This window comes from Paenibacillus azoreducens (genome assembly GCF_021654775.1).
Lineage (GTDB): Bacteria > Bacillota > Bacilli > Paenibacillales > Paenibacillaceae > Paenibacillus_AQ > Paenibacillus_AQ azoreducens.
In genome coordinates, this window is sequence record NZ_AP025343.1 from 1,088,215 (window position 1) to 1,112,187 (window position 23,973).

The 23,973-nt window shown below is 43.9% G+C and carries 21 protein-coding genes; 12 read left to right on the forward strand and 9 right to left on the reverse strand.

Going from position 1 to position 23,973, the window contains the following annotated elements; all coding sequences use genetic code 11:
• Positions 1–79: 79 nt before the first annotated feature.
• Together L6442_RS04610 and L6442_RS04615 are read left to right on the forward strand one after the other, a co-directional pair.
• Positions 80–775, forward strand: a complete 696-nt coding sequence (locus L6442_RS04610) for a response regulator transcription factor (protein ID WP_212980318.1) — start codon at positions 80–82, stop codon at positions 773–775.
• Positions 759–2,147 (forward strand): HAMP domain-containing sensor histidine kinase, encoded by a 1,389-nt coding sequence (locus L6442_RS04615; protein ID WP_212980317.1) that lies wholly within the window; start codon positions 759–761, stop codon positions 2,145–2,147. Before L6442_RS04610 ends, L6442_RS04615 begins: the two co-directional genes overlap by 17 nt.
• A 193-nt stretch (positions 2,148–2,340) precedes the next feature.
• Here the strand turns inward: L6442_RS04615 and scfB are convergent, their stop codons facing one another.
• The 3 genes from scfB to L6442_RS33035 form a co-directional block, all read right to left on the reverse strand.
• Positions 2,341–3,720, reverse strand: a complete 1,380-nt coding sequence (gene scfB, locus L6442_RS04620) for a thioether cross-link-forming SCIFF peptide maturase (protein WP_212980316.1) — start codon at positions 3,718–3,720, stop codon at positions 2,341–2,343.
• A gap of 181 nt (positions 3,721–3,901) precedes the next feature.
• Positions 3,902–4,051 (reverse strand): six-cysteine ranthipeptide SCIFF, encoded by a 150-nt coding sequence (gene scfA, locus L6442_RS04625; RefSeq protein WP_208915715.1) that lies wholly within the window; start codon positions 4,049–4,051, stop codon positions 3,902–3,904.
• A 470-nt stretch (positions 4,052–4,521) separates the two neighbouring features.
• Positions 4,522–4,611 (reverse strand): putative holin-like toxin, encoded by a 90-nt coding sequence (locus L6442_RS33035; protein WP_373871843.1) that lies wholly within the window; start codon positions 4,609–4,611, stop codon positions 4,522–4,524.
• Positions 4,612–5,326: 715 nt separating this feature from the next.
• On the opposite strand from L6442_RS33035, the gene L6442_RS04630 reads away from it, so the two are divergent.
• The 4 genes from L6442_RS04630 to L6442_RS04645 all read left to right on the forward strand — a co-directional run bounded on the left by L6442_RS04630 (position 5,327) and on the right by L6442_RS04645 (position 9,300).
• On the forward strand, positions 5,327–6,541 hold the full coding sequence (locus L6442_RS04630) for an MFS transporter (protein WP_212980315.1): 1,215 nt from the start codon (positions 5,327–5,329) through the stop codon (positions 6,539–6,541).
• 101 nt (positions 6,542–6,642) lie between these two features.
• Positions 6,643–7,053 (forward strand): hypothetical protein, encoded by a 411-nt coding sequence (locus L6442_RS04635; protein WP_212980314.1) that lies wholly within the window; start codon positions 6,643–6,645, stop codon positions 7,051–7,053.
• Positions 7,054–7,557: 504 nt separating this feature from the next.
• Complete coding sequence (locus L6442_RS04640) at positions 7,558–8,103, forward strand: hypothetical protein (protein WP_212980313.1); 546 nt, start codon at positions 7,558–7,560, stop codon at positions 8,101–8,103.
• Between the two features lie 108 nt (positions 8,104–8,211).
• The gene (locus L6442_RS04645) at positions 8,212–9,300 is read left to right on the forward strand and encodes a serine hydrolase domain-containing protein (protein WP_212980312.1); all 1,089 of its coding nucleotides are present in this window, start codon (positions 8,212–8,214) and stop codon (positions 9,298–9,300) included.
• Between the two features lie 148 nt (positions 9,301–9,448).
• Here L6442_RS04645 and L6442_RS04650 read toward each other — a convergent pair whose 3' ends face one another.
• The 4 genes from L6442_RS04650 to L6442_RS04665 are packed head-to-tail and all read right to left on the reverse strand — an operon-like array spanning position 9,449 to position 12,509.
• Positions 9,449–9,964 (reverse strand): thioredoxin domain-containing protein, encoded by a 516-nt coding sequence (locus L6442_RS04650; protein ID WP_212980311.1) that lies wholly within the window; start codon positions 9,962–9,964, stop codon positions 9,449–9,451.
• An 11-nt stretch (positions 9,965–9,975) separates the two neighbouring features.
• Positions 9,976–11,010, reverse strand: coding sequence for an aliphatic sulfonate ABC transporter substrate-binding protein (locus L6442_RS04655; protein ID WP_212980310.1), 1,035 nt, complete (start codon positions 11,008–11,010; stop codon positions 9,976–9,978).
• A 3-nt stretch (positions 11,011–11,013) separates the two neighbouring features.
• Positions 11,014–11,709: an ABC transporter ATP-binding protein gene (locus L6442_RS04660; RefSeq protein ID WP_212980309.1), complete on the reverse strand. Its 696-nt coding sequence runs from the start codon at positions 11,707–11,709 to the stop codon at positions 11,014–11,016.
• 20 nt (positions 11,710–11,729) lie between these two features.
• Positions 11,730–12,509: an ABC transporter permease subunit gene (locus L6442_RS04665; protein ID WP_212980308.1), complete on the reverse strand. Its 780-nt coding sequence runs from the start codon at positions 12,507–12,509 to the stop codon at positions 11,730–11,732.
• A 309-nt stretch (positions 12,510–12,818) separates the two neighbouring features.
• Here L6442_RS04665 and tnpB point away from each other — a divergent pair, with 309 nt between their 5' ends.
• The 4 genes from tnpB to L6442_RS04685 all read left to right on the forward strand — a co-directional run bounded on the left by tnpB (position 12,819) and on the right by L6442_RS04685 (position 18,054).
• Entirely contained in the window at positions 12,819–13,958 is a 1,140-nt protein-coding gene (gene tnpB / locus L6442_RS04670; RefSeq protein ID WP_237100211.1) for an IS200/IS605 family element RNA-guided endonuclease TnpB, read from the forward strand.
• Positions 13,959–14,456: 498 nt separating this feature from the next.
• Positions 14,457–15,839 (forward strand): glycine--tRNA ligase, encoded by a 1,383-nt coding sequence (locus L6442_RS04675; RefSeq protein WP_212977868.1) that lies wholly within the window; start codon positions 14,457–14,459, stop codon positions 15,837–15,839.
• A gap of 463 nt (positions 15,840–16,302) precedes the next feature.
• Entirely contained in the window at positions 16,303–17,082 is a 780-nt protein-coding gene (locus L6442_RS04680; protein WP_212977867.1) for an Imm51 family immunity protein, read from the forward strand.
• A 51-nt stretch (positions 17,083–17,133) separates the two neighbouring features.
• Positions 17,134–18,054: a DUF7638 domain-containing protein gene (locus L6442_RS04685; RefSeq protein ID WP_212977882.1), complete on the forward strand. Its 921-nt coding sequence runs from the start codon at positions 17,134–17,136 to the stop codon at positions 18,052–18,054.
• 194 nt (positions 18,055–18,248) lie between these two features.
• Here L6442_RS04685 and L6442_RS04690 read toward each other — a convergent pair whose 3' ends face one another.
• Positions 18,249–18,881, reverse strand: coding sequence for a TetR/AcrR family transcriptional regulator (locus tag L6442_RS04690; protein WP_212977866.1), 633 nt, complete (start codon positions 18,879–18,881; stop codon positions 18,249–18,251).
• A 205-nt stretch (positions 18,882–19,086) separates the two neighbouring features.
• Here L6442_RS04690 and L6442_RS04695 point away from each other — a divergent pair, with 205 nt between their 5' ends.
• Together L6442_RS04695 and L6442_RS04700 are read left to right on the forward strand one after the other, a co-directional pair.
• Entirely contained in the window at positions 19,087–20,301 is a 1,215-nt protein-coding gene (locus tag L6442_RS04695; RefSeq protein ID WP_212977865.1) for a metal-dependent hydrolase family protein, read from the forward strand.
• A 291-nt stretch (positions 20,302–20,592) separates the two neighbouring features.
• Positions 20,593–21,576, forward strand: coding sequence for a tRNA dihydrouridine synthase (locus tag L6442_RS04700; RefSeq protein ID WP_212977864.1), 984 nt, complete (start codon positions 20,593–20,595; stop codon positions 21,574–21,576).
• 620 nt (positions 21,577–22,196) lie between these two features.
• On the opposite strand, the gene hcp is transcribed toward L6442_RS04700, so the two are convergent.
• Positions 22,197–23,885 (reverse strand): hydroxylamine reductase, encoded by a 1,689-nt coding sequence (hcp, locus tag L6442_RS04705; protein ID WP_212977863.1) that lies wholly within the window; start codon positions 23,883–23,885, stop codon positions 22,197–22,199.
• Positions 23,886–23,973: the final 88 nt, after the last annotated feature.

Here is a 23,973-nt window from a genome sequence, read left to right on the forward strand (position 1 = left end):
TAGAACAACTCCCTTTTGCTTGCAAGAAGAAGCAAGTCATGCGGGAGTTGTTCTTGCTTAACCTGGAGAGGTGAGATAAATGAAGTCTATACTCATCATAGATGATGAAATTGAGATTCAGGAACTGCTGACCATCTATTTAACCAATCATGGCTATACAACGATTGCTGTCGGGAATGGAGTTGAAGCACTGGCAATCATGCAGGAGAGGTCCATAGATTTGATTATTGCCGATATTATGATGCCTCAGATGGATGGATTGGAATTGCTTAAGAGGACGCGACAAAGCTCACAGATTCCGTTCCTCTTTATTTCCGCTAAGTCTGACGACATGGACAAAATCTTCGGCCTTCAGTTTGGAGCGGATGATTACGTTGGCAAGCCTTTCAATCCACTTGAAGTTGTTAGCAGGGTTCAAGCGTTGTTCAGACGGATTGATGCCTTTGCAAAGCCTGCGAAGCAAGAGCAGGAGTGTATTGAAATCGGGGATATATTGCTTGATTTGAGGAGCTGTAAGCTGTACAAGTCCGGGATAGAAAAAGAAACAACATCATATGAATTCAGGATTCTGGAATTGTTAATGAGACAAGCAGGCAGGGTATTTACGAAAGCACATATTTACGAGCAAGTGTGGGGCGAGGAATACATTGGAGATGAGAACTTAATCATGGTGTATATCAGCAAAATCCGGGAGAAAATTGAGGACAATCCCAGAAAACCCGTTCATCTCATTACGATTAGGGGGTTAGGCTACCGATTTGAAAAAGGCAGATAGCGTTTCAGGCAAACGTCCTTTGAAAAGGCTGTTTTTTCGAAATTATGCGGTGATCAGCGCATTGATGATTGTGGCAATATTCGTATCGCTTTTAAGTACACACCTGTTTATGAGAAGGTATATAGATGATCTGGATTTAGCCCAAATTAAAGGAGAGAATATTTATCAATACCCCTTTGATAACATCAGCGGGCATCTGCTAGAAAAGTACGGCGGTTGGTTCGAAATTGTGAATGAGCTGGGCCAGATTATTTATGTCAAAGGAAACAAAGAAGACGATATCGTCCATTATCAGGAGGGTCAGCTGTTTGCCAAAATGGATGTGGAGCGAAACGATGATGCGATTTTCTACCATGGATTTCCTGCGGATGGACCGCATGGCGAATCCTATGTATTATTGTGGAAAATACCTGAACGATTGTTTAAATTATCTACAGCTACAACTTTCTTCGCTGCATTGTTTGCCGTTTTATTGTTCATCTTGCTTTACTTTTATGCCCGATATTCTGTTAGACAAGTTAAGAAGCCGCTAAGACAAATCGTTGAAGGCATCAAAGAGATGGAGCACTTTAATTACACGAAGCGTCTTCATTATTCTGCCGAATGGGAGTTTGTGGAGATACAAGATGCATTTAATAGAATGGCAGGACGATTGCAGCGTACCTCTGCCGATAAGGAATTGGTCGAAAACAACAAAAAAAACATGCTGCTTCATCTGTCACATGACTTAAAGACACCCATTACCTCAATCTATGGATACTCGCAGCTTTTGTTGGATAACGAGACATTAAATCACAGGGATGCGCGCAAATATATTCAATACATTTACGATAAATCATCTTATATGGCCAATTTGATTAAAGACTTATTTGAATTGGCAAAACTGGAAGACAAGCATACGGAATTAAATAAAGAAAAAGTGAACATCACGAAATGGTTTCAACAGTTGGTGGTAGAATATTATCCCGAAATTGAGGAGAAGGGGTTTGAGCTTGAAGCACATATCCCGGAAGAACCGCTTCATGTTAAAATAGACAAAATTCATATGAGTCGCGTTATTACAAACTTGATTAGCAATACATTACAATATAATCCGGTGGGAACTGTTCTTTATGTGTCATGTGAACGAACAGAGGGAGATGTTATTCTATGGATTGGAGATGACGGAATCGGCATTGAGGAGCAAATTAGGGATCGAATTTTTGAAGAATTCATACGAAATTCAAGTACGGTGAAAGACGGCACAGGACTGGGTCTTGCTATATGCAAAAAAATTGTTGCATTGCATCACGGCACTATTGAAGTGGAAAAAAGTGATCGTTATTCTACTTTGTTTCGGATTTGCTTGCCATGTACAGTGGAAAAGCAGTGAACCCGACCATCGCGGGAGAGCACATCAAAATTCGGATTTGTATGGACAGAGCAGAGATGCATTTCCAACGGAGATATTTGGTTATAAAATGTGCATTACCCCATCATGGTCTGCAAAAAGAAAAGGAGGGGATGAAGGAGTATTTTGACCTAAGAGCCTTCTTATCGTCTTCAGATGCCCCTCTTACTTCTATCTACACTTCACTCTCTTCCATCGCTCGAATTGACTCGGCAACTTTGGCCATCATGGAACATTCGATCCGTTTGCGGAAAATGTCACAACTAAACTCGTAGGTTCCGTTGATGGAACCCGTCGCATGCAAGGCATTGGCAGGACAGCCGCCGCTGCAATAGAGTTTGGCCCAGCAATCCTTGCACTCCGGCTTCGTGTAGCAGTTGCTCTCTTTGAATTGGCACTGCAGCTCAGGTCGTGTGATGCCATCCCAGAGGTTGCCCATGCTGTACGCTTCATCCCCTACAAACTGGTGGCAAGGGAACAGTTCGCCCCATGGCGTGACAGCGAGATATTCCGTGCCTGATCCACAGCCCGTAATTCTCTTCTGGATGCAAGGACCTTCCGAGAGATCGAGCATGTAATGATAGAAAGTAAACCCTTCGCTTTGTTCACTCCGCTTAATCATTTCCTTGGCGAGAATTTCGTACTGCTTATAAATCTCCGGAAGATCCCTCTCGGTAAGCGCATAGGGTTCCCGTGGATCGCAGATGACCGGTTCCATCGAGATTTTGTCAAAACCAAGATCTGCGATATGGAAAATGTCATTGGTGAAATCGACGTTGTTCTTCGTATAAGTTCCCCGGACATAATACTCCTGGTCTCCACGCTTTTGGACGAATTGCTGGAACTTCGGCACGATATAATCATAACTGCCTTTGCCGGTCACGGTTGTGCGCAGCCTGTCATGAACCTCTTTTCTTCCATCCAGGCTTAAGACGACATTGTACATTTCCTGATTTAAAAACTCGGTGACCTCATCGTTTAGCAGCATGCCGTTCGTTGTGAAGGTGAAGCGGAATTTTTTATTATATTCCTGCTCCTTGCTGCGTGCATACGCAACAATCTGTTTGACGACTTTCCAAGCCATAAGCGGTTCCCCGCCGAAGAAGTCAATGTCAAGGTTTCGGTGATGGCCCGAGTGTTCCAGCAGATAATCGATAGCTCTTTGTCCAACCTCATAGCTCATGATTGATCGATCGCCATTGTATTTCCCTTGGCTGGCGAAGCAATATTCGCATGACAGATTGCAGGTGTGCGCGACATTGAGACAGAGCGCCTTAACATACGTTTTTCGTTCTTTTAAATTAATGGACAACTCTTCATACGCATCCTCTGTAAAGAGCTGACCATTGCTTATGAGTTCCTCGATCTCCGAGATGGTCTCTCGGATGCTTTCTTCAGAATAATGTTTTTCCTTCATCAATGAGATGATTTCTTCGGGAGCTGTATGCTCATAAAGCGCAATGATCTCATACGCCAGGTCATCAACAACATGCACTGACCCACTATAGGTGTCGATTACGATGTTGTATCCGTTCAGTTGATATTGGTGAATCATATTGCCAATCAAGCTCCTTTTCGCCTATAAAATGTTCAACAGCCATCGAAGCATAAACAACTTCGCCGCCCTTGTAAGGACGGCAGTGGTTTATGCGAAAATATAAAAAGTTCTCTCGTGAACGTATCTGATTCGTAAAATAACCGCCCATGACAGCGCAGTGGGCGGCGAATTTCAATTCCTATTTGTTCATGGGATTTTCACAACGCTGGTTAGCAACGCCACAGGAGGTCTTGCAAGCAGATTGGCAAGATGTCTGGCATGCGCCGCATCCGCCGTGTTTTGCAGTATCCATCAGTTTGCGTGTGCTTAGTGTTACAATTCTTTTCATCTGAAATAACTCCCCTACCATTTCATTAGTTGTAATAAACTCGCTACGTTGAACTATCGTAACAGCAACTTTGGATGTACAACAATCAAAAAGGTCACACATTTCACACATGTGGAATGCATCGATTCGTTGGGAAACAAGATACAGTAGTAAGGAGGATCGAGTGGATTACGGATGTTCCCTCAGTAGCGTGTGGGAGGGGGGAGTGGTTATATCGTCCATACGGACTTATTCTTCATGAGATCATCACTTAAATGGAGTTTCGACAAGTGGAGCCTTATGTGTTGCATGGAATAAAAAGGTTCTTAATTTTATGTAGTATTCCCTTGAGGTATAAAATTCCATATGCTAAGATAACCTTAATAAGGGACCGTGCTGTAACACGATCCCTAAGTACAACGTCCGCTAAAAGAGCGGTCGGCATCGGAAAAACAGTGCAGAAATAGACCGTTTACCTCACCAAGGGCGGTCTATTTCTTTTTGTGGAATGAAAGTATCGCTACAACCAGAGTCGCAAATGAAATCATTAGCGTCAAAGCTTGGTATACCTCCACAGGCATCACCTCCCTTCCGGGAGATTAGCCGACCGCCCTTAAAGCCGTTAAGTTGTACGAACCATATTATACCATGTGGCTCTCGTTTGAGGGTCCTTTTCTTGTGTGAAAAAGGAGACAGAGATGCTTTAGCACTGTAGAACTTGTGGCCTTTACGGATTAGCTGTCGGCAGTGTTACTAAGATAAAAGGTTTTATCCGAGCAATCCTTACATCTGGCATTTTGCATTCCATAACATACCCAAGTTACCTGAGATTCTTGTTTCAGGCAATGAGCTTCCTTTAATGCCGCGTCATAAAATGTTATTGTATCGATGTCGATTTTCTATCTGCGGGTTTATGGCTTTCATCTGCTGTTTGGGTGTTTTCATTTTTATCAGGTATTTATTCTCGATGAGCTTATTAATTTGCCCTTATAAAGTGCCATGGCTATTGACATCACCTATTCTATTTTGCTAGTATGTATCACGAAATAATTTTCCTTTAATGACGGTCCAGAGAGGCCGAAAAGGGCGACTTGATATTTTAATGCTAATAATATCTATGTTTTCTCATGCCCTTTTGTCCTCTGTGCCAGAAGGGCTTTTTATTTTGCTTAGTAATACCTCTTTTAAAGGGAGTCCCGTGAGGCTTCAAAAGAGAATGGAAAAGTCTTGTGTAATCCATTCCCTCAAACACGCTAAAAGAGAGTTTTATCAACAAGAAACGGGAGGATCGTTAGAATGGATTATCGTAAGAAAACAGTGGTAGCTTCAGTAGCCGGTTTAACGTTGGAAGGAATGGACATTATGTTTATTTCCTTTGCGATGACAATGATTATTTCAGAATTTAACATTGATCTCGCAACGGGTGGACTGATTTCTTCCATAACGAACGTTGGCATGCTGTTAGGCGGTATTATTTTTGGGGTTTTGGCTGATAAGTTTGGGCGGGTAAAAGTGTTTACGAACACCGTCTTGTTGTTTGCAATTGGAACGGCTTTAACTGGACTCGCAACGAATATTGAACAAGTTTATATTTACAGATTTATCGCAGGTCTTGGCGCAGGGGGCGAATACGGAATAGGTATGGCTCTTGTTGCCGAGGCCTGGCCGAAGAATAAGCAAGGAAGAGCTTCCTCATATGTTAGTGTAGGTGCTCAATATGGCGTTATTTTAGCGGCGCTTCTTAGTGCTGTCATTCTTCCGACTTTAGGGTGGAGAGCTTTATTCTTTGTTGGAGTGCTGCCTGTAATTTTCGCCGTTATTGTGCGAAAGAACCTTGGGGAATCTACAGAGTGGCTGGATGCTCAGAAAAATAAAGAGATCAACAAACAGCACGAAAAAGGCAAGCTGGCTCAACTATTTGAAACACCTAGAACATCGATGACGACAATTTCATTAATTATTATGGCCACTGTGCAAATTGCCGGTTACAATGGCTTAATGATTTGGCTGCCATCCATGCTGCAGAAATCCCAAGGCCTATCCGTTTCAAGCTCTGCGCTTTGGACGATTAGTACAGCGGTTGGCATGATTATAGGGATGCTGACGTTCGGCCTGTTTATGGACCGATTTGGCGCAAAACGTACTTTTGGTATCTTTTTGCTTGCCTCTGCATGTGCCGTGTTTTTATACTCCTATGCTACTGGAAGTGTCGCCATTTTAATCGGAGGGGCGATTGTCGGCTTCTTCTCAAACGGCATGTTCGCTGGGTATGGGGCTTTAATTAGCAGCTTTTATCCAGTGCAAATCCGAAGTACGGCCACAAATACGATTTTTAACTTCGGTAGAGCTATAGGAGGATTTTCACCAATCTTCGTTGGCTATATTCTTCAGAGATATGATATGACGGTCGTCATGATCTACTTGGCTGCCTTATACTGCATTTCCTTCATCGTGATGCTAACTCTAAAAAAAGGCTCGAACAAAGCTTTACAACCGATTGAAATAAAATAGTTAAACATAGTCAAAAGAGTAGCAGAAATCCTATGTGAATGAGATTTATCATCAATAGCCGAGAAGATAAGTTTGTGTTATATATGCTGGAGGTAAGTGTCGTGGAAAATAGTAATAGGCTTCATTATTTTGATAATTACTTGGATGATGAAGATGTGTATTCTGCTCTAGAAAAATATTGGATTGATATGTTTTTTATGTTGTTGCATAAAGAAAATATAGATGGAAGAGACTGGATATGTCCTTATTATAACACCACCTTTAGTAATGGGAAAAAAATGATGGATGGAAATCCTATATTTTCGGCGAAATCAAAAGAAAAAAATAAAATAATAAAAATTATTCAAGAAAGCTCTAAGAATGGGACTTTATTTTCTTATTGGATAAATAGTTCTATGGACAATAGCCAGAATGAATTGGTGATAGTTTGTACATTAAATAATAATAACTTGGAAAAGATAAAAGAAATAATCATTAGTTGGATTAAAGGTAATTTGAAAGATACGAAATAATAGTCTGAGAGAAAATACGATGGTGAGAAAATCTTGCCGGTTGGCTAAAAACAATCGCCACTATCTGAGCAAGTAGTATTTTGCAATTAAGTAATTTAGAGTGTTGTCCGACTCGCAAAAAAAGGGGGACTGATATGCTAAAACAGTGTTCCGTAGGAAAAGTGAAAAATGTACGTTTAACCGTGGATATCAACCAAACAACTGTGGAGGCGTTTTCTAAACGGGAAGAGCACTTGGTCTAGTGAGGGTTATCAATAATATGATATGGGACATGTCTCGAATAAAGAAGCTTGCCTTTGGGCAGGCTTTTTGACGTTTTAAACACAGTTCATTTTATTGGTAGGATTCAACTCGATATATGTCGAAGTATGGTGGGAGGATGAACAGGACGTAATTATATGGGAATGTGAATAGCAGGGGGATTTTCATGAGAGATTTAAAAATTCTTAAAGAACGAGAAGCTTGTATGCTTTTTCAAACATGCGAAAATGATAGCGGTAATGGATGGATTGGTGGAAATGCGCAGCATATTTTGATGACAAAAGTGTACTGTTTAGAGAAATCGGATCTGATTATCACTTCTATCTTTGTTTTGTGAATCCATTGGATAAAAATAATATGTTTTCTGTCTTTATACCAAAAGAATACGAAAATCGGATTTCAAAAAATATTTATCCAAACTGCTCATTGTACGTATTTGAACATCCGGTTTCGAAAGAAAGTTTGGATTCTACTTATACCGAATTTGGAATAGTTAAACACTATATTTCAGAAGGTATTTTTGCAAGTGAAGAACAAGCATTTGAGACACCTTTTTTAATTAAATTTGGCGGGAATCCCTTTCATATTCAAGAAGAAGAATATTATTACATAGAATTAGAAAAGGACGGATATTGTTTCTTGTGTCAAATTGATGAAGACGGTTATCCAAGTGGGTTATTCCATTCAGGCACAAGCCTTCCATTTGGATTTGGTGCTGTGTATTTGTATGCATTTGTGACCGAGAATACCGTAAAAAATCCAATAGTAGGATATTGGCAATATTCATAGGTCGATGAATATGTAGATTTTTTTAAAGCGCCTTCTGAACAAAGGGAGCCAATTTCTTCATAAAACAATCTTGATGAGAGGTTCATTAATGGACTGAGAGGTATACATATGAAAAAATTCTTAAAGATATTCGCTATTACTATTCTTGTAATTGTAATCGTGTCTATAGGAGCTTTGCTATTATTTGGACGTAACAACCATAGTAATTTATCTGGAAGCATTTCTGATAAAATCGATCAATATTTGACCAATGAAAAATTTCAGGGAACCGTCCTAATTGCAAAGGAAGGTGAAATTTTATTTACAAAAGGTTATGGATTGGCAGCCACTGATTTACCTAATAACCCAAGCACGCTCTATCAGATTGCTTCATTATCCAAAACATTCACTGCAGTAGCAATCATGCAATTAGTAGAAAAGGAGCTTCTTAACGTAGATAACCCAATTTCACAATACTTTCCAGACTTTCCGAATGGAGAGTCTATAACAATAAGTCATCTACTTAGTCATAGCTCGGGAATTCCGGACTATCTAAAGCCGAATTTCAAATTTGACTACAGCAAAGAATGGAATCCAAATGATATTGTAAAAACCGTTAGCAATTCTGAATTAGAGTTTACCCCAGGTAAAAGCTTTAGTTATAGTAATACTGGTTATGTGATGTTAGGACTTATTGTTGAAAAAGTTAGCGGACAGTCATATGCAAATTACATAGAAGAGCATATTTTTAAGCCAAGCAACATGTTGAATTCTATGTTTACGGTTTCGGCTGGCATACCAAAAGCGGAAGGACATATAAAGGGGGAAGTCGGGCCCGTAATGCATAATTCTGCAGCGTTTGCAGCCGGGGATATCATTTCTACAGTTGAAGATTTAGAACGGTTTGACAGAGCCCTGCGTAATCATGCATTGATAAGTAAAGAATCATCAGAACTGATGAGTATGACCCATGCTAAAAAGTTTCCGTCTCAATATGGATATGGATGGTATACGCAAGATGTCATGGGGAAAAAGGCAGTTGGGCATCCAGGAGGGTATCCAAGTGGTTTCCGTCATTATGTTACACGGCTAATGGACGAGGAATTAACAGTGATCGTTCTTAGCAACGAGATGACGGTGAATTCCAAAAAAATCAACCGTAATCTTACATCCATCGTTCTTCAGCAGCCGATTTGGATATGGGAGGAGAAACTTTAGTTGGCACATATTATGGAGAATGGGGAGGAGAGTTGTTGGCATTCTGGGCTTTTTGCCCAATGTTCAATCCCCCGAAGCAAAAACTGTTCCGGGGGATTTTTGCATCCGTCGGCTCTTTCATTGTCATAATTCTAATGAAGATGCTCTTTTAGGCTAGAGCCTGTTCAACTTCCTGTTTTAACTCGGCTGCATCAATTTCAACGGGGTATTGGAACTCTTTGCCGTTAATGAATACAGTCGGCACCATCTTCACCTGACGTTTAATGGCTTCTGCTATAATGTTTAGACTTAGGTCAATGTTATCGGGTTGTTCCTGCAAACCATATTCTTCGGTTAACAGCTTTTTAATGGAATGGCTGTCGGATTCGCTCCACTGGTTTTGTTTGGCGAATAAATCTTTCATAAGCTCGTAGGCTCGCTGCGGGTCCTTATAGTCTAAAAATGCGTTTGCCAGTGTACCATATAATAGCATTTCGCGTGGTTTATCGTAATGTTTAACAACATATTGAACTTGCCCTTTCTCGATATAAGGGGTCAATGTTTCATCGGCTGCTTGAAAGAATGTTGCACAATACGGGCACGCCAGGTTCAAAAACACTTCTATTTTTACGGGCGCACTTTTTTTACCATAACTTAAAAATGCATTTTCGATCGCTTGTGTCATGTTCAATCCTCCTATTTGATATTGCTTGGAATGACGGACTTGTCGATATGAACGGCGTCTTTGATGTTAATTTTGGCATCTAGCAGTCCTGCGTCAACGAATTTATCGGCCAGTTTTTGCTGGCTTGCGATGATAGCTTCACCCATCTGTTGAACGCCGAATGTACGGCGATCATTGGCTTTTTGAAGAGGAGCAACGTCTAACCCCAATTCAGTGGATAAGATTTTCGAAATTTCCTGTTTATTTTCATTGGCCCATGCATCGGCATTTTGCAATTCTTGAAGAATGGTCGTCACGACTTCCGGTTTTTTGTCCAGAAGGTCTTTCGTCGCAAAATAGAACGTCCGATTTTCCGAATTCCCGGAGCCATTGACAATGGTACGCGTTTTTACCGTGTTTTCTACAATCGCCAAGTACGGATCCCAAGTGCCATATACGTCGAACTCGCCTTTAGTAAAGGCAGCCAGGCCCTCCGCGGCATCTTTATAAAACTTAATGTTGACTTCGTTTGGAGCAATACCGGCTTTCTCCAAGGCAACCAAGAGCAGGTAATGCTGATTGCCGCCTTTGGTTACCCCGATCGTTTTCCCTTTCAGGTCATTTACGCTTTGGATCTCGGAATCTGCTTTGACAACGAGTGCAACGCCTTCCGGATATGGAGATTCGGATGCCACATAGTTCAAAGGATGTCCGCCTGCTTGCATAAATACAGCGTTACCGTCAGATGCATGGCCGAAGTCAATGTTATTCGTATTTAAAGCTTCCAATAAAACGGTGCCTGTAGGGAACACCTTCCATTCTACTTTATAGCCTTTCTCGCTTAATGCTTTATCCAAATTCCCGTGTTCTTTTAAAATGTTTAGCGTATTTCCTTTTTGATAACCTATGGTGACGACGCCTTTTTGATTACTTGGAGATGTACTAGCAGACCCGTCGGCAGAGCCGCTAGTAGAACTGCCGCCAGAACTGCTGGCAGAACCGTTGCCGCAGGCAGCTAAAACCAAAGCAAATAGGGCAACTAGAGTAAATAAAAATGTTTTTTTCATGTCCTACACTCCTAAAATTTGATTTAATATTTTTTTCTCATGGAAGGTAAACGTATCGTTTCGTTCCCGTGGCCTTGGCAAGTCAATGCGTTCATCTAACTGTATGGCACCCCGGTCGATCACGATAACGCGATCCGCTAAACGCACGGCTTCCGTTACATCATGGGTCACAAGAAGGGAGGTGAATTTCTGCTGCTGCCACAGCTCTTCAATCAGGTTTTGCATTTCAATCCGGGTTAACGCGTCCAGCGCGCCAAGCGGTTCATCAAACAGCAAAATATCCGGATGGCTTGCTAACGCCCGGGCCAGGGCAATGCGTTGTTTTTGTCCGCCTGACAGCTGATCGGGCCAATCATATCGTTTATCGATCAATCCCACTTTTTCCAGAGATTCTTGGGCGACGCTCGGATTGACTGCGCCAAGTTCAATATTCTTCATAATATTTTTCCAGGGCAGCAGCCTATCATCTTGGAACATGATCCGGATTTTCGGATCGTTTGCTTCTTTGCCGGAAAAATGCAATTCTCCTCTCGTGATCTGCGTAAGCTTTGCGATGATGCGCAGTAGAGTGCTCTTTCCGCAGCCGCTTCTTCCAACGATGGCCGTAAAGCTTCCTTGTTCGATGGATAATTCGATATTCTGTAATACTTCGTTATCGCCGTAACTTTTGCTGACATTTTTCAGTTCAATGTTGACCATGACGTCCCCCAAAAAGCTAGTTATTTCCTACGGTAAACAGGATTCCATTTTAAAAAGCGGCGCTCAAACAGTTTTGCAATGTAATCGGACAGCTTTCCTAGTATCGCGTATAGAACGATGGTTAACACGACAATGTCCATCTGCATGAATTCCCGGGCACTCGTTGCCATAAAGCCAATCCCTGAATCAGCGCCGATGGTCTCCGCTACGATTAATGACATCCACATGACGCCAAGCGCATAACGAATGCCTACCAGAATGGAAGACAAGGCGCCGGGCAAAATAATGTTCACAAACAATTTCCACTTCGATAACCCATAAACGGTTCCCATCTCAATCAGTTTTCGATCCACATTTTGAATACCGCTAAAAGTGTTTATGTATACAGGAAACATGACGCCAAGCGCAACGAGAAAAATTTTGGCGGATTCACCGATTCCAAACCATAAAATGACAAGCGGAATCAACGCCAAGTGAGGGATGGTACGGATCATTTGCATGGTTGTGTCCGTTGTGATTTCAAAAAACTTAACCGTTCCATTTAATAGGCCAAGTGTAAAACCGATGATCCCCCCTATGAGAAATCCGATTAAAGCACGCTCGGTACTAATCAAAACATGTTCTTGCAATTTACCGGAACTCGTTAATTTGATTGCAGCATCAACGACGTCCAATGGCGTTGGCAGGATGGAGGAACTGATAATCTCGGATTGCCCAAGTATTTGCCAAAGTACAATCATTAGGATTGGAAAAAGCCATGGAAACAAATGATTTGTATACCTTTTATTGATTTTTCTCATCTTCTGATCTCCCGAAAATTGTAGAAATGATGAATATGATAGCAAGTTGTGTTTGATTATAGAGAATTCCGATGAGATTTGTCAACAATAAAAATGAACGATGTTGATAGGAGATAATCTGAAAAGCTAACGGACAGGGCAGACGCTATAGAACCGATCAGCCGTCGACCGATTGATTTATCAATTAGCCGAGAATACTCGTGACTTTAGTCATGCAGATGAATCGGCTTCAGTTGAGGCATAGCTTTAGCTATGTTAATCAACTGACGTATGTTAAGCTTAAAACAAATAAGAAGTGAGGTGAATGCCATGCCTCGACATAAAGCTTATAAGTTTCGGATCTATCCAAATCAAGAACAGCAAATATTAATCGCTAAAACTATCGGTTGTTCCAGATTTGTCTACAATCACTTTCTAAATATGTGGAATACAGCTTATTCAAATACAGGAAAAGGTCTATCTTACCCTTCTTGTTCTGCTATGCTTCCCAAAATGAAGAAGGACGTTGAGACTTGTTGGTTGAAAGAAGTCGATAGCATCGCACTCCAATCCTCTCTTTTAAACTTAGCGGATTCTTTTTCTCGTTTTTTCAAAAAACAAAATAAAAGGCCTCAATTCAAAAGTAAAAAGAATCCCGTTCAAAGCTATACTACGAAGAACGTGAATCAAAGCATTGAAATCAAAGAAAACTACGTGAAGCTACCTAAACTCGGATTCGTAAAGTTGGCTAAAAGCCGAGAACCGAAAGGACGTATACTTAATGCTACCCTTCGTAAAAATGCGAGTGGAAAATTCTTCGTCTCCATCCTGTGTGAGGAAGAAATCGATGAACTACCGAAAGTGAATTCCGCGATTGGTATTGACTTAGGTATCACAGATTTTGCAATTCTATCGGATAGTCAGAAGAAAGATAACCATAGATTCACTGCCCAGATGGAAAAGAAACTGAAACGAGAACAGCGTAAGTTGTCACGTCGTGCCTTCCTGGCTAAAAAGAAGGGAATCGACCTTTTTCATGCGGAGAACTACCAAAAACAAAAGCGAAAAGTCGCTAGACTCCACGAAAAAGTGATGAATCAACGTACCGATTTTCTAAATAAGTTAAGTACAGAAATCATCAAAAACCACGATGTGATCTGTATAGAGGACTTAAACACAAAAGGTATGTTACGTAATCGTAAATTAGCGAAAAGCATCTCTGACGTATCCTGGTCTAGTTTTGTAGAAAAGTTACAATACAAAGCCGACTGGTACGGTCGTCAAATTGTAAAGGTAGATCCATGGTTTCCCTCAAGCCAGATTTGTTCTGAATGTGGACACCTAGATGGAAAGAAACCGCTCCACATTCGGGAATGGACTTGCCCCATTTGTCATACCCATCACGACCGTGATATCAATGCGAGCAAAAATATCTTGATAGAAGGATTGAGAATACAAGCTCTATCATAGACCAGACACAAAGAACCGTAGGTACTACGGGGATAGCTTGGTAAATAAGAGAAACCGCTGATTGTCGTGTATGCCACGATCGATCAAGTATGCTCTCTTCCCAAGAATCTCGTGACTTTAGTCATGAGAGGTTCAATTCGGCAAGTTGGGTACAACGTTGTGCAAAGCATAAGCGCGGCCATGAAGGATAAAGAGTACCCGCCGCCACTTTCGCACAAGCGACCCGGGGACGGTGAAAGCCCGGGGAAAGAAGCGGGGAAACGGCGATCCGGAGCCGCAGTCGAAGAAAGGGGACGCGCGTTCGGCATGATCGAACGTTACGGAAAACGCCTATATGCGGAAATTCCGGCGGCGCGTCAACTAGGGTGGAACCGCGGGTGCGTCATACAAGCTCTCGTCCCTAGGCATAGTTCTATGTCATGGGAGAGGGCTTTTTCTATTTGTTTTTAAGCTGCTCATGGCCAAAACAATCTGTTCGGTATAAGGAGAGAAGCAGAAATGAGTGTCAACATGGATCAAATCGTAGCGCTGGCGAAGCATCGGGGGTTCATCTTTCCGGGCTCGGAAATATACGGGGGCCTTGCGAACACATGGGACTACGGACCGCTCGGCGTCGAGCTGAAAAACAACATCAAGCGGGCATGGTGGAAGAAGTTTATCCAGGAATCGCCGTACAACGTCGGTCTGGACGCCGCCATCCTGATGAACCCGCAAGCGTGGGTCGCTTCCGGACACGTCGGCAATTTCAACGATCCGATGATCGACTGCAAGCAGTGCAAGGCGCGTCACCGCGCCGATAAGCTGATCGAGAACGCATTGTCGGAGAAAGGCATCGAGATGATCGTCGAGGGCCTTTCGTTCGAGCAAATGCGCAAGCTGATCGACGAGCACGCCATCGATTGTCCGGATTGCGGCAGCCGCGATTTTACCGACATCCGCCAGTTCAACCTGATGTTCAAGACGTTCCAGGGCGTCACCGAATCGAGCACGAACGAAATTTATTTGCGTCCGGAAACGGCGCAAGGCATTTTCGTCAATTTCAAAAACGTACAGCGCACGATGCGCAAAAAATTGCCGCTTGGCATTGGCCAAATCGGCAAAAGCTTCCGTAACGAAATTACGCCGGGCAACTTTACATTCCGGACGCGCGAGTTCGAGCAGATGGAGCTTGAATTTTTCTGCAAGCCGGGCGAAGATTTGAAATGGTTCGCTTATTGGCGCACGTTTTGCTTCGAATGGCTGAAATCGCTGGGCCTGAAGGAAGCGAACATCCGGCTGCGCGACCATTCGGAAGATGAGCTGTCCCACTACAGCAACGCCACGACGGACATCGAGTTCAAGTTCCCGTTCGGCTGGGGCGAGCTGTGGGGAATCGCCGATCGTACCGACTATGATTTGAAGCAGCATATGGAACACTCCGGCGAAGATTTTCATTATATCGATCAAGAGGCGAACGAGCGGTACGTGCCGTATTGCATCGAGCCGTCGCTCGGCGCGGACCGGGTGACGCTGGCGTTTCTGATCGACGCGTTCGAGGAACAGCAGCTCGAAGGGGACGGCAGCCGCACTGTGCTGCATTTGCATCCGGCGCTTGCGCCGTTCAAGGCGGCCGTATTCCCGCTGTCGAAGAAGCTGTCCGAAGGGGCAAGCGGCGTATTCGCCGAGCTGGCGAAGCATTTCAACGTCGAGTACGACGAAGCGGGCTCGATCGGCAAACGGTATCGCCGTCATGATGAAATCGGCACGCCATTCTGCATTACGTACGACTTCGAGTCCGAGCAGGACGGGCAAGTAACCGTGCGCGACCGCGACACGATGGAGCAAACGCGGATTCCGATCGCCGAGCTAAAGGCGTTTATCGAAAGCAGGATTGTCTTTTAAGCTGCGCTGGAGATCGATCCTGAGTTAACGTTGCTTTGAATGTCGCCGAACTCTTTGCTTCGCTGGCGTTCTTCTACCGCTCTCTTTCCCGGTGACCAGACCAATGCCCGCTAAAAGGCTCAGTGTACCGTGGTGTTTGTTCGGAATCACGCCCGGGTAGCGGGATGTTTGCCGGGAACAGTTGGTAAATCCAAGGAGGTTTTCTGAAAAGATAACCTATATAAGTTGAACTAAAGAAAATGAAAAGGGATAGGCGAGAGGAGGAAATGATTCTGGAGAAGCGGAGCGTTCGCCTTTGTGAGCGGATTTCCACCATAGATTAGGTTCAAATCATAGAAATCTGGGAGCAACAGCGATCGAAAGAACATTACATCCGGCTCCCTCCTTCCGTTCATAAACATTGGTTCAACTTATATAGAAAAAGACCCTCTATGAGGCTTTTGGAAACGAAGGAGGAAGTGTTATGGAAAAAGACCTGTTGGAACAGCTAAACTGTTGGCATGACGATGATGAATTTGAAAAAATAGTTGGCAAGATTACGGAAATTCCCGAACAGGATAGAGACTATGATTTAGTCAGCCATTTGGCGAGAGCATTAAACAATTTGGACCGTTACGATGAAGCATTGCAGCAGCTTTCGACGATCAAAACGGAAGGGGAGCATGACCCTCTTTGGCATTTTCGTGTAGGGTATGCCTACTACTATCTATCGCAATATGAGGACGCAGTAACAGCATTCGAAATGGCGAATAAACTGGATCCCGAGGATGAAGATGCTGTGATGCTTTTAAAATGGAGCCGTCACGAGGTTGGCATAACAAGCCCTCAAGAGAAGTCGATGACAGTGCAGCCAAACGCTATTGCTTCAGTGAAGAATGATCCTCCGGCGAATGAGCTCATAAGTTTTAAAGAAAGAATCAAACCGTTTCAGTTCATAGAGCATGATAGCGGCAATGTGTCCTTGATTTTGAATGTTGGTGTTTATAAAGATGAGGTTTTTCAGACAAGAGCTGACGAGGGATTTGAAGGCAACGGTTACGATTGGGGATCTTTAGCGGTGGTCTTTCTTGAGGAAAAAATGCCTCAACTAGAAGATACCGTACATTTTGACCCGGAAGCCGATATGTTCTGCGCTTATTCAGACAATAGAGAGGCTTTGCAAAAATTTGCGATCGGGTTTAAAGATGCTTGCGAAGATGACGCCGTAATCAGGGATTTATTCTCCCGAGCTGAATTGGATTGAACCGAGGACAAACAGTTAGGACTAAATTGACGATGATTGGTGGTGTTTGCTATTCATAAAATTAGCAGGCAAAAGACTGTAGAGGGCACGCAAATTCCGGGCATTATCCATAACATGCAGTATTTCTACATTAATCTCGATGTATATGAAGATGGAATGATGAATTGTTGGGAATTAGTGGATTTGGATGGCCTAAAAGAAAAACTTGAAATCGGTTGGCTTGTGCCAAGCATCCCGGATGGAGAAAATATATCAATCCATGGATTAGGGGCGTACAAAATTATAACCGGGTCGTGGAATTATGATAAGAACAGCTATTATGAGTACATAAAGAAAGCGATTGAGCGCCTTAATCCTAATTTGAATAATATATATACCGTTTCGGAAGAAGAAAAAAAGTTATTGGAGCAGCGGAGAATATCTTATTCGCCGGAAGCAAAGGATTTTTATGTGAAAAGCGAATTATTTTATCAAACAGTTGAAGGGAATGGGTTCCCTATCTTCATGAAGCATGAGGGATGCTGCTACTTAGCCAATTTGGTGGTTTACCAAGACGGGTGTGTGAAATGTTATTATTCAGGATACGAGTTGGATTATAAAATAGAAGAGGTTCAAGAAATGTTTCGTAACGGTACCTTTTTCACGGAATTTAAGACACCCACAAAAATGATGATTGATGATTTTGCGGAGGTTACGCTTGGAGAAGCCGTATACTGTACCGATCCTGAAGAAAAATATAAGGAACTTTTGGATATCCACTCCAAACTGAATGGAAAGAAAACATCATTAGAAAAATGCAGGGAAGCCTACTATAGTTATCTTGAATATCCCTCTGACTATACAAGGGAGAGGCTTAAAGAACTGTACGAACTTATTCCGGAGCATGAAAGAATGTATTTGGGAGATATGGATAGTAAAGATGCCGATTATATAAGAATCATTTATTATCCAGAAGATAAAAGAGAAGTCTAGTCGAAACGGACCGAACATGCCAACAGACCGCAATCCTCTGTCAGAGGGCGGTCTATTTTTCTTTTAATTGGATAGTACGCTCATTGCTTATGATCTTACAGCCGTTTATGTGCTCATTTCACCGTTTATGTGCTCATTCCGCTCCATATGTCTCCGCTTATACTTCAGCTCTCCCTTATTCCGCGGAGTACTCTTTATGTGCCACCCGATGATCGTTCCTGCTGTCCAAGCTGCACACCCGCTGCGTTGTAGAGACCTCGTCCCATAATATGCGCGAGCTGTTCGGCCATGTACTTCGGAGTGTAAGGCAGATCATTATCCAACCAGGAGACGATGACAGCCAGATGCGCGCCGGCCGCATACGTAATGAAAAAATCCTTCGATACCAGGAACTGCTCCATATTCGGCTGCAATGCAGAAATTCCTTCATAACACTGCGTTTTGATTAATTCAAGCACGCGCCATCCGAATCCCGGTACGCCTTTCAGCATCACTTGATAGAATTCCCGGTTGCTGCCGATATGTTCGAACATCCGAACGAAGGTGGGAATGGGAGTGTAGTCGGGAGTTGCTGGAGAAGGAGGCTTTTGCTCTCCTTGCAGGGCGTTCACAGCCTCGGCGAGCATTTCATTGATGCTTTGCTCCAATAAGTCATGTTTATCCCGGTAGTGAAAATAAAACGTAGATCGATTAATATCGGCGCGAACGGTAATATCCTGGATCGTGATTGCATCAAATCCCTTTTCCGGAATGAGTGAAATCAGAGCCTCTTTTATAAAATGTCGCGTACGTTTTATCCGGCGATCCATTTTGATATTATTTTCCAACGCTTTTCTCCTCCTTGTAGAAGATCTCCACGTAATCCTACATTTTTTCCGTCTTTGTCGAATAAGCAACGAAGCCAAAAAATCTAATGGTAGCGGGGGTGGCTGTCATAACTATAATAATAAACAAGTTGTATGAATTCCGACAAGGCGTTGGATAACATAACGTACAGCAAATAGATATTTAAATGAAAGAGGAGAGGTTCTTATGTCAAATTTCGTGCTTAAAGGCGGACGATTGATCGACGGTCTCGGCAGCATCATTGAAGATTCGGTGGTACAGGTGCGGGACGAGCATATCATTGCCGTAGGTACGGCCTCCGAATTGGAGATTCCTGCCGATGCGGAAGTGATTGATGTAAAGGGCAAAGTGGTTATGCCGGGTTTGATTGACGCTCATGTTCACATTATCGGCGGAAAAGCGGCTAATCCGGTCATGGTCTCGCTCACTCCGCCGGAAGTATTGGTTGGCCGGGCGCTAAATGATATGAAAAAGCTGATCGACGCCGGTTTTACCAGCGTCCGCGATTGCGGCAGCCATGTTGCGGTTCATGTCCGCAGCCTGATTGCCGAAGGCGAGTATGACGGGCCGCGGTTAAAAACTTCTTATAAAATGTTAAGCCAAACGGGCGGGCATGGAGATTTGCATATGCTGCCCCAATCCTTCAATTCCTATGGAAGACTGTGCGACGGCGTTGCGGAATGCCGTAAAGCAGCCCGCGAAATGTTCCGGGAAGGCGCCGATTTTATTAAAATTTGCTCATCCGGAGGCGTATTATCGGAGAAAGATGATCCGCGTTCGCCTCAGTTCACGGTAGAAGAAATCGAGGCTATCGTATATGAAGCCCAAGCTTTCGGTTCCTATGTCGCTTCGCATGCGCAAAGCACCATAGGCATCAAAAACGCGCTTAAGGCCGGGGTAAAGACCATTGAACACGGTATTTTGCTTGACGATGAAGCGATTGAACTGATGCTGAAGCAGGATGCGATTCTCGTGCCTACGCTTGCCATCACCCATTTGATCGTCACCGAAGGGCAGCATTATGGCATACCGCCATTTGGACTCAAAAAAGCACAAGCATATCATGATATTCATAAAGAAAATATCGTCAAAGCGTATAAAGCAGGAGTTAAAATCGCGGCGGGAAGCGATTTGATGGGCTGCAAGCCTGTCGAGCATGGCAAAAACGGGCTGGAGCTCGCCTTGATGGTGGATGAAATCGGGATGAGCCCGATGGAAGCCATTATGGCCGCTACCCGTTTCTCCGCCGAAGCGATGGCAATGGAGGATGTGGGAGTGCTTGCCCCAGGGAAGAAAGCAGACCTGCTTGTCGTTGACGGAGATCCGTCCAAAGATATTCACGTATTATTGGATTCCAGTCATATTGAAAAGGTCTTTGTAGACGGGAAATCATTGAAATAGGCGGTCAACCTTGTCCCGTTTATAGCCGAAAGCTGTAGCGGGACATGGTTCTGCCTTTTGCCTTCAGTAGAGGAGGCCTGTTCATCATCGGCGCTTCCTGGATTAAAAAGGTGCTATTAAAAATAGTGCCTTTTTTATTTTTTGAAGCACTTGCTTGGTTGGATGTCCAAGTGTACTATTGTTTAATCATTAAGTTATTAGGCATGATATAAGTGGATAAAAAGTCGAAATTGCGTTATATTTTGGGTCAAAGTTTGATGCTGTATTCTAACGAGAGGATTTGAGTTTGAAGTGAACCATAATTTTTGGCTTGATTTACCCCGGCCTTTTTTCGTACTTGCACCAATGGAAGATGTGACGCACGTTGTTTTTCGTCATGTCGTGAGTAAAGCGGGAAGACCGGATGTGTTTTTTACAGAGTTTGCGAATACCGAGAGCTATTGTCACCCGGAAGGAAATCATAGTGTGCGCGGCCGTTTGCTATTTACCGAGGATGAACAACCCATGGTTGCACATATATGGGGCGATAAGCCGGAGTATTTTCAAAAGATGAGTATCGGTATGGCGAAGCTAGGATTTAAAGGGATCGACATCAATATGGGTTGTCCTGTTCATAATGTGGCATCCAATGGGAAGGGGAGCGGCTTAATTCTCCGCCCAGAGGTTGCAGCTGAAATCATACAAGCGGCAAAGGCAGGAGGACTGCCTGTCAGTGTGAAGACCAGACTTGGTTTCACGAGGGTGGATGAATGGCAGGACTGGTTGACGCATATCTTGAAGCAGGATATCGCTAATCTTTCGATCCATTTGCGTACAAGAGAGGAAATGAGCCAAGTCGATGCGCATTGGGAACTGATTCCTGAAATTAAGGAACTTCGGGATCGTGTGGCGCCACAGACGCTGCTCACGATTAATGGAGATATTCCTGATCGTCAAACGGGCTTGAAGCTGGCTGAACAATATGGTGTGGATGGGATCATGATCGGGCGTGGTATTTTTAAAAATCCATTTGCCTTTGAAAAAGAGCCGAGGGAACATAGCAGCACCGAATACCTTGATCTTTTAAGATTGCAGCTTGATCTCCATGATCAGTATTCCCAAGAATTAGAGACCCGTCCATTCAAAGCTCTTCATCGCTTTTTCAAGATTTATGTCAAAGGGTTCAGAGGGGCAAGCGAACTAAGAAATCAATTGATGAGCACAGCGTCTACAGATGAAGTACGTGCGCTTTTGGACGAATTTTCGAGGGCTATGGATGAGGGTGGAGACAGTTAAATTGATATAAGCTTCATCGAAATTAAGCCCAAATGAGAAGAAGACAACAGTATGCTCCTGTGTGTCTTCTTTTGTATGTTTAGATGCAGAAACATTCAACAAGCAAGGGCGAATCGAGCGCAAACAGACAGGTGCAATCAATAAAACTACTGCTGTAACGGGAGCTTTTTCATGCTTAATAAAAAATATAGTGCGTAAGAAAAACATCATCGACGTACTCTCATAGAAGACAGACCGCGTGTAGCGGTAATTTTCTTGCGATATAAGGATTTGAGATTTCCAAAGTTTATACTTTCTTATATCTTCAGAACAACTCGCTATCCTCGAGTGTTGAAGCCGAAGTGCTATGTTGCGATTGTTGCGATTTTGAGATTGTTGGGATTGTTGCGATTGTGCATCCTTTTCAGGCGTTTTGTGGTGTGGGAGGCAGAATTGTTGCGAAAGTGCATCCTTTTGACCATGAATGACCTAATTGCGCTCAGAAAAAAGAGAAAGCCTGCACTTTCGCAAGCTTTTTATCCAAATCAAGCCGTTGTGTCGTAAATAGATGCACTTTTGCATCAATTTCGCTCGCTACTTGACGGGGTGCAGTTCACCTTTTGGACACCTTCATTCGTTTATCAGGCACCAAGGAACATTTTCATGTCATCTTCCACATTGGTAATGCCGCCGATCCCGAAGTTATCTACGAGGACTTTGGCCACGTTAGGCGACAGGAATGCAGGAAGCGTAGGGCCCAGATGGATATTTTTGACGCCAAGATAAAGCAGGGCAAGCAGCACGATCACCGCTTTTTGCTCGTACCAGGCAATGTTGTAGGAAATCGGCAGTTCGTTGATATCCTCAAGGCCGAATACTTCCTTCAGCTTCAATGCTATGACGACCAGGGAGTAGGAATCATTGCATTGCCCGGCGTCCAGAACCCGCGGAATGCCGCCGATTTCGCCTAAGTCCAGCTTATTGTATTTGTATTTGGCACAGCCTGCGGTCAGGATGACCGTATCCTTCGGAAGTTGAGCCGCAAAATCGGTGTAATAACCGCGGGATTTCATCCGTCCGTCGCAGCCGGCCATGACGAAGAAACGGCGGATCGCGCCGGATTTCACGGCATCGACGATTTGATCGGCCACGTTCATCACAGCGGCATGGGCGAAGCCGCCGATGATCTCGCCGGTTTCAAGCTCCGTTGGGGCCGGGCACCCTTTCGCTTGCTCGATCAGGGCGGAGAAGTCCTTGGGAGCACCGTTCATTCCTTCCGGAATATGGCGTACGCCCGGAAAGCCGGTGTTGCCCGTCGTATAAATGCGGTCCTTATAGCTGTCCTTCGGCGGAATGATACAGTTGGTCGTCATCAGAATCGGCCCGTTAAAGGATGCAAATTCGCTGTTCTGCTTCCACCAGGCATTCCCGTAATTGCCTACAAAATGCTCATATTTCTTGAATGCCGGATAATAGTGGGCAGGCAGCATTTCACTGTGCGTGTACACGTCCACGCCGGTTCCTTCCGTCTGCTTCAGCAGCTCTTCCAAATCCTTCAGGTCGTGGCCGCTGATGAGAATGCCGGGCCGGTTTCTAACCCCGATATTGACCTTCGTAATTTCCGGATTTCCGTAAACGGAAGTGTTCGCTTCGTCAAGCATCGCCATGGCGTTGACGCCGTATTTGCCGGTTTCCATCGTCAAAGCTACCAGATCCTGCACCTCAAGGCTGTCGTCAAGCGTAGCCGCAAGCGCACGGCGCATGAATCGGTTTAATTCGATATCATCTCTCTCCAGATGAAGCGCGTGGTACGTATAAGCAGCCATTCCCTTCAAGCCGTAAGTAATCAATTCGCGCAGCGAGCGGATGTCTTCGCTCTGGGTCGAGAGGACACCAACTGTACGTGCTTTTTCATCAAATAGGGTTTCATGATCTGCTTCCCAGACGGCAGCATCAGGGAGATTGGCTGTTCCTTCCGGATATTGTTCGTTGAAATAGGCGCGCACCTCGCCGCGGAGCGCAATCGCTTCCCGGATTCTCCCCACAAAAACCTCGCGGTCAAAGTTAGCGTTCGTAATGGTTGCAAACAAGGAGTCCATGATAAAGAGCGATACGCGCTGTTCAAGCGCTTCCGGCAGCCGGACATCCAGACTAAGAAAAGAGATACCTTTCAGCAGATAAATCAACAAATCCTGCAGGTTCGCCACATCATGCGGTTTGCCGCATACGCCGACAAGGGTGCAGCCTGTTCCTTTGGATGCTTCCTGGCATTGAAAGCAGAACATGGACGGCTGATGATTTAAGGCCTGCTCTGTCACGTTGTTATTCATTATTTCTCCTCCGGTTTCATGAGTTCTTTGTCGCCTAAGGTCAGCATAATTCCGCGTTGTCATTGGACTGTCAAAAAAAGTATACTTC

Excerpts from the sequence above, each read along its gene's own strand:
- scfB (WP_212980316.1), bottom strand. The coding sequence starts at position 3,720 with ATGATTCACCAATATCAACTGAACGGATACAACATCGTAATCGACACC.
- L6442_RS04695 (WP_212977865.1), top strand. The coding sequence starts at position 19,087 with ATGTCAAATTTCGTGCTTAAAGGCGGACGATTGATCGACGGTCTCGGC.
- L6442_RS04645 (WP_212980312.1), top strand. The coding sequence starts at position 8,212 with ATGAAAAAATTCTTAAAGATATTCGCTATTACTATTCTTGTAATTGTA.
- L6442_RS04655 (WP_212980310.1), bottom strand. The coding sequence starts at position 11,010 with ATGAAAAAAACATTTTTATTTACTCTAGTTGCCCTATTTGCTTTGGTT.
- tnpB (WP_237100211.1), top strand. The coding sequence starts at position 12,819 with ATGCCTCGACATAAAGCTTATAAGTTTCGGATCTATCCAAATCAAGAA.
- L6442_RS04660 (WP_212980309.1), bottom strand. The coding sequence starts at position 11,709 with ATGGTCAACATTGAACTGAAAAATGTCAGCAAAAGTTACGGCGATAAC.
- L6442_RS04640 (WP_212980313.1), top strand. The coding sequence starts at position 7,558 with ATGGATTGGTGGAAATGCGCAGCATATTTTGATGACAAAAGTGTACTG.
- scfA (WP_208915715.1), bottom strand. The coding sequence starts at position 4,051 with ATGAAAAGAATTGTAACACTAAGCACACGCAAACTGATGGATACTGCA.
- L6442_RS04665 (WP_212980308.1), bottom strand. The coding sequence starts at position 12,509 with ATGAGAAAAATCAATAAAAGGTATACAAATCATTTGTTTCCATGGCTT.
- hcp (WP_212977863.1), bottom strand. The coding sequence starts at position 23,885 with ATGAATAACAACGTGACAGAGCAGGCCTTAAATCATCAGCCGTCCATG.
- L6442_RS04630 (WP_212980315.1), top strand. The coding sequence starts at position 5,327 with ATGGATTATCGTAAGAAAACAGTGGTAGCTTCAGTAGCCGGTTTAACG.
- L6442_RS04675 (WP_212977868.1), top strand. The coding sequence starts at position 14,457 with ATGAGTGTCAACATGGATCAAATCGTAGCGCTGGCGAAGCATCGGGGG.
- L6442_RS04650 (WP_212980311.1), bottom strand. The coding sequence starts at position 9,964 with ATGACACAAGCGATCGAAAATGCATTTTTAAGTTATGGTAAAAAAAGT.
- L6442_RS04680 (WP_212977867.1), top strand. The coding sequence starts at position 16,303 with ATGGAAAAAGACCTGTTGGAACAGCTAAACTGTTGGCATGACGATGAT.
- L6442_RS04610 (WP_212980318.1), top strand. The coding sequence starts at position 80 with ATGAAGTCTATACTCATCATAGATGATGAAATTGAGATTCAGGAACTG.
- L6442_RS33035 (WP_373871843.1), bottom strand. The coding sequence starts at position 4,611 with ATGCCTGTGGAGGTATACCAAGCTTTGACGCTAATGATTTCATTTGCG.